The organism is Bacillus sp. SRB_331, assembly GCF_003264175.1.
In the GTDB taxonomy this organism is placed as follows: Bacteria; Bacillota; Bacilli; order Bacillales; family Bacillaceae_G; genus Bacillus_A; species Bacillus_A mycoides.
Window position 1 is genome coordinate 1 of the sequence record NZ_NADV01000082.1, and the last position, 10346, is coordinate 10346.

At 32.0% G+C, this 10346-nt stretch carries 8 protein-coding genes and 2 pseudogenes; 7 read left to right on the top strand and 3 right to left on the bottom strand.

The window, feature by feature from the left end; translation table 11 throughout:
• Positions 1 to 559 precede the first annotated feature (559 nt).
• The 3 genes from B5P42_RS30910 to B5P42_RS30925 all read left to right on the top strand — a co-directional run bounded on the left by B5P42_RS30910 (position 560) and on the right by B5P42_RS30925 (position 4876).
• Positions 560 to 784, top strand: a complete 225-nt coding sequence (locus B5P42_RS30910) for a hypothetical protein (RefSeq protein WP_071769988.1) — start codon at positions 560 to 562, stop codon at positions 782 to 784.
• A gap of 338 nt (positions 785 to 1122) precedes the next feature.
• Positions 1123 to 2244 (top strand): IS200/IS605 family element RNA-guided endonuclease TnpB, encoded by a 1122-nt coding sequence (gene tnpB / locus B5P42_RS30915; RefSeq protein WP_113736038.1) that lies wholly within the window; start codon positions 1123 to 1125, stop codon positions 2242 to 2244.
• A 541-nt stretch (positions 2245 to 2785) separates the two neighbouring features.
• Positions 2786 to 4876 carry a right-handed parallel beta-helix repeat-containing protein gene (locus tag B5P42_RS30925; protein ID WP_113736039.1) on the top strand — a complete coding sequence of 697 codons (2091 nt, stop codon included), beginning with the start codon at positions 2786 to 2788 and terminating at the stop codon, positions 4874 to 4876.
• A 155-nt stretch (positions 4877 to 5031) separates the two neighbouring features.
• Here B5P42_RS30925 and B5P42_RS30930 read toward each other — a convergent pair.
• Both B5P42_RS30930 and B5P42_RS30940 read right to left on the bottom strand, forming a co-directional pair.
• Positions 5032 to 5511: pseudogene (locus B5P42_RS30930) on the bottom strand (site-specific integrase); the annotation flags it as partial.
• A 532-nt stretch (positions 5512 to 6043) separates the two neighbouring features.
• The gene (locus B5P42_RS30940; RefSeq protein WP_113736040.1) at positions 6044 to 6358 is read right to left on the bottom strand and encodes a hypothetical protein; all 315 of its coding nucleotides are present in this window, start codon (positions 6356 to 6358) and stop codon (positions 6044 to 6046) included.
• 238 nt (positions 6359 to 6596) lie between these two features.
• Here B5P42_RS30940 and B5P42_RS33015 point away from each other — a divergent pair, with 238 nt between their 5' ends.
• Entirely contained in the window at positions 6597 to 6728 is a 132-nt protein-coding gene (locus tag B5P42_RS33015; protein WP_258169578.1) for a hypothetical protein, read from the top strand.
• Between the two features lie 70 nt (positions 6729 to 6798).
• On the top strand, positions 6799 to 7032 hold the full coding sequence (locus B5P42_RS30945) for a hypothetical protein (RefSeq protein ID WP_003192816.1): 234 nt from the start codon (positions 6799 to 6801) through the stop codon (positions 7030 to 7032).
• Positions 7033 to 7339: 307 nt separating this feature from the next.
• Here the strand turns inward: B5P42_RS30945 and B5P42_RS30950 are convergent, their stop codons facing one another.
• Entirely contained in the window at positions 7340 to 8236 is an 897-nt protein-coding gene (locus B5P42_RS30950; protein WP_258397572.1) for a VanZ family protein, read from the bottom strand.
• Positions 8237 to 8756: 520 nt separating this feature from the next.
• Here B5P42_RS30950 and B5P42_RS30955 point away from each other — a divergent pair.
• Both B5P42_RS30955 and B5P42_RS33205 read left to right on the top strand, forming a co-directional pair.
• Positions 8757 to 8924, top strand: a pseudogene (locus tag B5P42_RS30955) (Holliday junction resolvase RecU); the annotation flags it as partial.
• A gap of 720 nt (positions 8925 to 9644) precedes the next feature.
• Positions 9645 to 9857: an FtsX-like permease family protein gene (locus tag B5P42_RS33205; protein WP_309251513.1), complete on the top strand. Its 213-nt coding sequence runs from the start codon at positions 9645 to 9647 to the stop codon at positions 9855 to 9857.
• Positions 9858 to 10346 lie beyond the last annotated feature (489 nt).

A 10346-nucleotide genomic window follows, 5' to 3' on the forward strand; every position in this document is an offset into this window, starting at 1 on the left:
TACCTGTTAGATAAACTAAAAAAACACTCGTCCTTAATCAGAACGAGTGTTTTTTATCCGTAAACGTCAAGTAACTTCACTTATTGGCAACAAACAAAAAAGCCCATCTCTTTTTTCATAAAAGATGAGCTTTTTTATCTTTCGATTATTCTAAATAATCTGTTAAAAAGAATAAAATACTGTAGCTTTGAAATAAAGTCGTACCGTTTATAAAGAAGATGTACTGTTTATACAGAAGTTGCATCGTTTTATCCCTTTGGATTTCCTTTTCTATGGGTTACTCCCCATCGCCAACAAGCTAATAAAGGCAAATACCCCCAAAATGAGAAAATTGGAATATATAGGTAAAAATATACATTTTTTTGTTTTGGAGCAACTAGTTTCATTACCTTGATGGGCATGTTGGTGAGACCCTAAAATGAACATTTGGATAGGCAATCCTTCTTCTCTTAAAATAACCTTAAATATATTATAGATTTAAGAATATCAGAAAAATAAATGGTATAATTTTCTAAAATATCCTGAATAAAGTTGATTTTAGAAAAGGAGTAGAGGGGAAATGTTTCAGAAGCTCAAATTTTATTTAATCAGCCTTGTAATTAGTTCAATGTTAGGTGGGATTATCATAGGTGCTAATTTCTTGGTCCATAACATCTATTATTTAGTTGTAGGTAAAGAATTTCATTTTAATATGTGGTCTTCCATTATTATATTTAGTATCGTATTTATTTCAGGTTTTACATATATGTTGAAAAAGGGCCCAGATATACTTGTTAATGATTAAACCAATAGTAATTCATGATCTGGTTGGCGTCTTGTTTGTTATTAGGGAAAGATAACAAAACTAAATTTCCTTAAAATGAAAAAATACACCATCCCTTCTATATATTTTTACAAAAAGAATAGCGTTATTTTGATTATATGGATACAAATTTATCATTTTAGCCAAGAAGACTCCTTCCTTAAGGAACGCGAAGTGAGTAGGTGGGAGATGAATTGGCTTCGGACAAGGGATGGCAGGAAGCCATCTTAATTGTTCGACATACATAAACTGTTACTTCACTACATATCGAATGTATGTTTGTTGTATAATAGAAACATGCCGGAATGGAGGTGAAATGAATGATGATTAATAAAGCATATAAATTTCGTATCTATCCAAATAAAGCACAAGCAACCCTAATCAATAAAACGATTGGCTGTTCTCGTTTTGTATTCAATCATTTCCTATCTCTATGGGATAATGCATACAAAGAAACAGGGAAAGGTTTAACATATGGTACATGCTCTGCCAAACTTCCTGCCATGAAGAAAGAGTTTGTTTGGTTAAAAGAAGTGGATAGTATTGCGATTCAGTCGTCTGTTCGCAACCTTGCGGATGCTTATACACGCTTTTTCAAAAAACAAAACAATGCCCCGCGTTTCAAATCTAAGAAGAACAACGTACAATCTTATACCACAAAACAAACAAATGAAAACATTGCCGTTGTAGGAAACAAAATAAAATTGCCAAAACTAGGTCTTGTTCGATTTGCCAAAAGTCGTGAAGTAACAGGACGTATTTTAAATGCTACAGTTAGACGGAACCCTTCTGGCAGATACTTTGTGTCATTGTTAGTTGAAACAGAAGTGCAAGAACTTCCGAAAACAAACTCTTACATTGGAATGGATGTGGGACTAAAAGATTTCGCCATTTTGTCAGATGGAACAACCTATAAAAATCCGAAGTTTTTTCGATCATTAGTAGAGAAGTTGGCAAAAGCACAGCGTGTTCTTTCTAGAAGAATGAAAGGATCTTCTCGCTGGAATAAACAACGAGTAAAAGTAGCTAGAATTCATGAATACATGACGAATGCTAGAAAAGATTACTTGGACAAAATCTCGACTGAAATCATCAAAAACCACGATGTTATCGGTATAGAGGATTTGCAAGTATCAAATATGTTAAAGAATCATAAGTTAGCAAAAGCAATTAGTGAGGTATCATGGTCTCAGTTTCGAACTATGTTGGAATATAAGGCAAAATGGTACGGTAAACAAGTCATTGTTGTATCGAAAACATTTGCTTCAAGCCAATTATGTTCTTGTTGTGGATATCAAAACAAAGACGTTAAAAATCTAAACCTACGTAAATGGGACTGCCCTTCTTGTCGTACACACCATGATAGGGATATTAACGCAAGTATCAATCTAAAGAATGAAGCAATAAGGCTTCTAACCGCAAGGACTGTGGAGATAGCCTAATAAATTAGAGTTCGATAGAACTCTTTACTTAGGAATCCCCCACTTCTAAACGAAGTGAAAGTGGGGGTAGTTCAAGGACAATTGGTACGATAATATCAATTGTTTCATTGGGCGTTGCAGTTATAAAGTTGCTTTAAAAAACAGCCAGGAATTAATAACAAAGAGTGAAATCGAAGAAAAACGTTATCAGATAAACATAGATTTATCGTATTGTTTGAAACGGAATAAAAGCATAAAAAATGTAAGGATATTTATTGATGAGAATTTTTTTAATTCTTGAATAGCCACTTTACTCGGTGATGATTCCTGAGCTTCTAAGGTGAAGGCCTCGTTTAATTTTTCTAGAATATGCATTAATAATCAGTCCTTAATCTCTCTCCATTTTGAAATTATGGATGAAAAGGGGGAGGATTGTAAATATGGAAATGAAAAAACGAAGCCTATGTATATGTGAAATGATTTTTATAACCGTCTCCTTTTAGGGGACGGTTTCTTTTATCAATGAATATACTATATTAAGAAATTTAAGAGGTGATAATAATTGGATTATTTAATTGAATTAAATCAGTGGGGCATAAAAGAAGGATTACCTACTAAACCCTATGTAGATGCAGATTATATACAAGCTGATAAGAATATCCAGGGGATAAACAATGCGCTACAATATGCAGCATCTAATAATTACTCTGAAGTTATTCTTCCAAAAGGCAATTACGCTCTATGTTATCCACGTGAGATTGTTATGTTTTCCAATTTAGATTTTAATTTAAATGGATCGACATTAAAAGTTATATACGATTCTAATAAAAAATCGCCATTTGACAATAGAACAACTACTGATTATTACAACTTCAAAGGGAATAGTATCGTATTTAGTAAAGTCACCAATTCTAATTTATTTGGTGGAACTATAATTGGATGTAGGGACGACAGAAGTTTCTCTAATCCTTTAGAAGTAGCAGTGGAGAATACGTATGGTATTCTCTTTCAAAAAAGTTCAAATTATTGTTCTGTGAAAAATTGTAAGGTTCGCGATTATATGGGTGATAATATTTCATTTAGCTCAAACTCGATATTTGACTATGGAGAATTTGATCAAGGTCTTACTTTGAGTGCCTTAGATTACAACACTGGACAACCCATTACCTCTACGAATACACTCACAACAAAGATGCTAAACATACCTCAAGATTTAACACCAAAGATTACTTCCTTTCTTATAGCTGGAGCAGGATACGCTAGAACAACAAATTTAAATAGTAAAGACTTGGATATCTTCTTTTACGATAATAACAACAATTTCATAGGGGTTATGAAGAAAAGAAGAATCTATACAGATATTTCAATCCCAGTTAACGCAATGAAATTTAGACTTCAATTTTATAATGAAAACAATGTAAATAAGAATCTGCAATATACAATTATGTTTGGTGGTATCCCTCACCATAACACTGTTGAAAAATGCGAGGTTTTTAATGGGCATAGGGGTGGTATTACTTTAGGGGGGAATTACAACGAAGTTATAAATAATAAAATCCGCGATAATGGAAAAGGATTGGTTAGGTTTTTGGATGGAAAACCTATTTTCAACAATCCAACTCGTTATTCAATAAACATGGAAGATTCATACGGAGCAAGCTGTACCATAAAAGATAACGAAATTTACGGCAGTTATCACGGTATATTAGTTGGTTGCTATGATGTCTTAATAGAACATAATCACATTTACAATATAGATTACCTAGCGATTAATCTTTATTCTTTAATGCATGCAACTATTAAGGATAATTACTTATACAACTGTCAAAATAACATTGGGCTCATGACTTCTAATTTTAGTACGGCGTTTGTGAATATTATAGACAACAGTTTCACAGGTGGTAATATGAATTTAACTAATGATTCGTATAGGGTTTCTTTATCTAACAATCAATACGTAAACCCTGATTTCGTTGCATTGGGAGATAATTGCACATTTGATAATAATTATATTGTTTTTACAGAAAATCCGAATACCACACCATGGATAAAAGCAAACAAAATAAGCAAATGTACCTTTAAATCGGTTTTAACACAAAGAGAGATGACGTTTAAAGTTAAAGAATATGATAGCTGTAGATTCGAAAATTTACGAGTCAGATCAGAAAACCCTAATACTCAAACTGTAGACGTGTGTGAGTTCACAAGGTCAGAACTTCTTAATTGCGAGTTGAGAAATCATTTGTTTAGTGGGAGTCCAATGAATATTAGAGTTACTAAATCAAAACTTATAGATACAACTTGCGAAGTTGGTATTACAAATGTGGATAATCAAGTACCATACACTACACTGGAAGACTGTGCTATCTCCATTAATACGAAAAATAATTTATTCTTATCTGATACAAATCGTCCATATACAACTTATGTAGTAGAGAAATGCAATGTTACTATTAATAATCCAGCATTCGCTTCTCTCTTAGCTTCAGGAGCAGCAGCGGGAGTAAACGATTTAATTTTAAAAGACAATAGATTTGTTTATACAGGAACAGCACCATTGAATTTAAAATATTACACAAATAAAAATCATATTCGTAACTTCATCAATTCGAATAACACCTTTACAAATATCAATTTACCTGCTGTGAATTAAAGCTGGCTCTTTCGAGTCAGCCCGTTTTTATTCTACATCCACCAATTCATTAAGTTTAAATTCTGTATTCAATCCAAATGAATCCGTATAGTATACCGTTTATATTCTTATACATATTTGCAGTTATAATGCATGACTGTACATAGATGACAAACATTAATGAGTAAATGCACAATAACAATGTTACGATCCATAAGTACTGGACGAGCGGAGCGTTGTTTTTCTGTTAATCCTTCTAATGAAGTTAATATGTACTTTAGCCGTTTTTCTTCCTCTTTAGAAATAAAGTCTTCATCACGTAACGCCCGATTAGGCTGAATCATGAGATTCATATCTTCTAATGGATTAGGTAGGCCTAAATATTGATAAAGTCTACTTAGGACAATATAAACACGATGTATCGTTTTATCAGAGTAATTTCGTTGCTTCTTTAAATCATTAAAATACTCTTCATAACCCTCGGTACTAAGTGTCGTCCATATATTGCGTAAGGGAAGCTTTTTTGATTTTTGCAACCACTGACCAAAATCTTCAATATCATAAACATATCGTTTAATTGTGGAAGGTTTTCTTCCTTTATCTAATAAGAAAGAAGAAAAATGCTGTATTGTGTCTTGAAATTCTTTTGTTGGCATAGCCTTATCATCCTAATCTTTTCTTTTAGTATATCAAATTTTGAAATTAGCTTTACTTACACTACGTAATACATACTGAATTTATGTAAATATTTCTCAATATTATATTATTGCTATATGAGCTATAATATAAGTAATTCTTTTTATTATTTATATTTTGTTATTTTCTGTTGCAGAATCCTTATTATAAGGATTCCTTTTTTGTATCAAAAATCTCCAAAGAAAAAAGATAAGATCGGGAACACAATCTTATCTTTAGTACAAGGAGAATACAAAAGGGATTACTATCTTATTTATATTATATTGTTTTTTGTTAATTTTTTATATCAAAACCATAAATAACAGTTATACCTATATTGAAAAATTTATTACAAAATTAGCTATAAATGATTCAAGAAGTGAATGTAAACTTTTATACAAAATTTCACATTTTAGAAAGGTAAAAAGAGCCCAATTAATTTAGGACTTTTTTTCGTTTTGGGTAATTCTAAATTCTTAAGTTGATGGATGTGAGTACCCCTATAAAAAACAATTATTTACGACGCCTTCTCTTTGCTTTTTTACGCTGATTTGTATGACTATATTTTTTTATATGAGTACTTCTGTTCTTCTTATAATTAGGTAACTTACATATAAGAACAGTAATTGCACAAAAAATGAAAAATATAAAGTTTGCAATCATCCAAAGGTTAATATCATAGTCATATAGCTTACTAAAATACTTTTTGTCACGAGTAATATGACTTACGGTACTGTCAATTGCTTCGAGGGTGTAAGGAATAATCCAAGAGGAACCAATTAATATAACAATTGTTCCAAGAATGAAACTGAGTATATGTTTTATCAAGTTCTATTCTCCTTTAATTATGTTACGTCAGTAAGCGTGATATCTTCTTTTTGTAAAACTCCCCAAAATGTGTATCTTTCTAATTCAGGAGTGACACATATCATCAGTCGCAAATAACAAATAATAGACAATTAATTTTATAAAAAATGTTGATAAAATGCACTCTTCTATTTTTGACACAATCAATAAAATAATTCATCTTTATATATTATTTTATTGATTTCAAGGGGTGAAAAACATGCAAAGCAAAGAAGAAATAATAGCGTTTTCGTTAACGGCAGGATTAGTTATACCTGCTGTGGCATTATGTGATGAAGGTCATGAAGAGGAAAAAGGACAGGTTATTTCTGATTTACCATTTGAATATTAATAGGGTTTCCATAGACTCCTGGGTGCAAAGTGAAAATGAAGTAGATTGGTATTATGTCAAGGGGATACTTATGTTTGACCCATCTGCTCCTTGTGATAATAATAGCCCTTGGTTGAAGATAGACGGTAGATGGTACTTATTCAACCCTGGTGGAAAGCTAGTTAGGAAAGAAGGTTGGGAACAGTCGTCTGCTAATGGGAAATGGATGTATTGGATTCCTGGAAATTATGGACTTGCAACAAATGAATCAAGGGTAATTGACGGGGTAACATATTACTTCGATAGTAATGGTTATATGAAATAAAAATGAAAGCATCCATTCGGGTGCTTTCATTTTTATTTTGTAGAAATTACACAATGAATGTGAAACTGAAAAAAATGGACATTTGATAAGGTTATAACATACATGTGTATAGGAATGGCGATTTTAGGCGCTGCCGTGATCGGTTTATCGTCTTATTTGTTGTTAAGGGATGATAAGGGGTAACAAAACAAACGAACACAACGAACAAAAAACACCTGAGACTATAGCCCCAGGTAAGTTTGTACCATTTGTAGTATTAAACCAGAGATTTAATCCGCTAGTATCTAAACTAGTGGAATTCAATTCATTATTTTTTCCATTCTGTAAGCTTGACATCCCATAGCAATGCATCTGTATCAATAAATTTAATACTAAGTTCATTTGCTTTAGCCAACTCTATCTTAAAGGAACTTGTGGATGTAGATATGCTTTCTTCAGAAAATCGAATGGTTTGTACATCTTTTCCATCAATAGAAAAAATTATCTTACCGGAATGTTTGCTCGCACTATCAGGGATACCGAGATATCCCGAAAGTTTTGCATACTTACCTTTTAGCAAGTATTTAAATTGCTGAGAATTTGTCCCTTTACTACTAAACATATTTAATTTAGGTTCAATTTTTTTATGAGCCACTTCAAAGCTAGTGGAATTGTTAACATTCGGTACATATCCAGTACTTTCTGTCAGTTGATTTAGCGCTATAACGGTTCCATTTTTGGGGGATTGTTGTTCCTTTTCTAATGATTTATTAATTTCACCTACAACTACAAGTACTCCTAATGTCAAGATAAATGCTATTACACCTGTAATAATAAAGTTTTTCAAAGTATTATTAGAGCGAAATCCTATTTTATAGGCACAAAATCCTATCGTAGCACCCATTGCATTCACAATTACATCATCAATGTCAAAACCACCAAGAAAAGTAACCATTTGTAGTACTTCTAGTATAAGAATAGAAATACAGAATGAAGTAATAAATCTAATAAAGCTACAACGATATAACATAGGAATTAATACCCCAAAAGGTATGAATGCTGTTAAATTTCCAAAATTAAAAAACCATAGATTAAAATCTTCTCTATCTACCATATTTGGCAAGCTCAAAGGAATACTACTCGGAATTAACTGGAATTCATATTCATGGTTAATATATTTTAATCCCAATCTATCGAAACCAAGGAACATAAAGTAGAGAATCAGAACGGAATATAGTCCTAATATTGCGAGGGTAATGTTACGATGTTTTCCTTTGATAATAAAACCTCCTATTACTAATAATTGTTCGTATTGATAATTTCACAAATTCTCATATTTTAAATATAACAATAAAACTATGTTGGCGTAAGTAGTAATTCGGTTCTGTTGCAAAGTTTTTAAAAGTAAGCTAATCCTTTTACGAAAAAAGGTCCTGTTGTCTCCAACAGAACCTTTCCTAAAATGGCAAAGAGTAACTCTTACCTTACTCTTCTGCTATATAATACACAAAAAACGTATAGCTGTGTATAACAATAAATCCCAATTTAAACATTTGAATAAAGTGTTTAAAAGTATTTTATCAGAGCTTAATATAAGGAATCAAATTACAAATGTTGATTTATCAATGAATATTAATGATGCGCTATTAAATGATAGTTAATAAATTGATATTACAATAAATAAATATGGGATATTGCATATTCAATTGAAATAGAAAATTACAAGTGGAAAGTGAGGAATAAGAATGGGACTAGGAAACCGTGGTATGGCATTTGAAATGCATATTAATCTAGCGAATGAAATGTATCAACGAGGGGGAGTAGCGCTTATAAACAAGCGTCCGACTCCTGTGAAGGTGTTAAAAAGTAAAGGTGGCCGTGTATTAAATGGATTCTATGAAGCAAAAACTACAGAGAATCCTACACGATTAGATAGATAATCTGTTTTATAGGAGTAGCAGATTATCGTTATTCATATTTCCCTGATTGTATCCTTTATTTATCAGGGTCTTTTAAGATAGCCTTTTTTTAGGAGGGAAGTACCAAGCTAACCACTACTCCAGCGTGATCGGACGGCCAGAGAGCGGTTGACGTTCTGTCATGCTTCTCCTACCACATCCGCCATAATTGGGTTCCAACCGTTTTTTAACAAAATAAAATCTATTCTTTTGTTTAGAGAGGACGCGGCATTCAATAGATCAGAACCCTGGCAACAGGTAAGTCCTTTTCATTTACCCACCTGTATCCAAACACCTCGAAATCCAGCATTGATAAAATTCCCGTATGTTGGTGTGCTGGTTCCACTAGCATTTGAATTCAAATCTCCTATAATGATTAGCGGTATCTTTAATGCTGGTTATGATGATTTCATTGTAAGCTCTGACGTTGATCAGGAGTTTTATAAGAATATCAAGGATAAAAAATGTTATTCAATTAGCTATGATGTGATAAGTTTCGATGATATTGTTTCTGTGAACAAAATGCTGAAAGTAAAAGATATAGATAGTAAACATATTTCAAGCGAAGTTGCAGCCTTGTAAAGCACCTTTAATAGCCTTAACCGCCTGTTTTTAATAGTATCCATTCTGATTTTAGCAATAGGTCTCTTTATCAGCATCATTCTGCTTGTTAAGTTGCAAAATTCAAGATATAGAGAATTGGGGCTACTATCTGCACTAGGTTTTAGTAAAGGCGCAATACGAAGAATGATACTCAGTGAAAATGTATTGTTATCGGGAATGGCGTCTGTTTTTAATGCTTTTCTAATTAGTTTCACATATTTTATCAGTATTGCTTTTGATCTTGGTTTAGTTATCACGATACTAAAATGTTTCTTTCCATTTTAGTAACAGCAATTATTGTTATCGTGATCAGCATAACAGCAAGTTATAAGCTTATTAATACTGAGCCTGCTGAGGCACTAAGAAAGTAAAAAATTCATTAGGGGTACCGCTACATGCCCATCGAGCTAAAATTTTGAAATATCACAAAAGTGAAAATTTTATATCTCTACAGTTATTTATGGGGAATTCAGCTCGTTTTTTTGTTTTTGTAATAATTTATTACTTGTATAGGGCTTATAAGGGACTATTCAGTGTGGATCGGGAAAATTTAACTACCATATAAAGTGATAAAGTGATAAAGTGATAAAGTGTTAGTTGCTGTGCATGTTATTATAAAAAAGAGAGCCTTCCCAAATGATGTTTGTAATAGTTTAGCTTATACGATTTTAGGAAATTAATAGCATTTTATACCGCTATTATTTACCTAATTTCCAAGAAATAGAGGTGATTGTAGGTGACTAAACCTTTTAAAAAAAATAGTCGTTATATGGT

Excerpts from the sequence above, each read along its gene's own strand:
- B5P42_RS30910 (WP_071769988.1), top strand. The coding sequence starts at position 560 with ATGTTTCAGAAGCTCAAATTTTATTTAATCAGCCTTGTAATTAGTTCA.
- tnpB (WP_113736038.1), top strand. The coding sequence starts at position 1,123 with ATGATGATTAATAAAGCATATAAATTTCGTATCTATCCAAATAAAGCA.
- B5P42_RS33015 (WP_258169578.1), top strand. The coding sequence starts at position 6,597 with ATGCAAAGCAAAGAAGAAATAATAGCGTTTTCGTTAACGGCAGGATTA.
- B5P42_RS30945 (WP_003192816.1), top strand. The coding sequence starts at position 6,799 with ATGTTTGACCCATCTGCTCCTTGTGATAATAATAGCCCTTGGTTGAAG.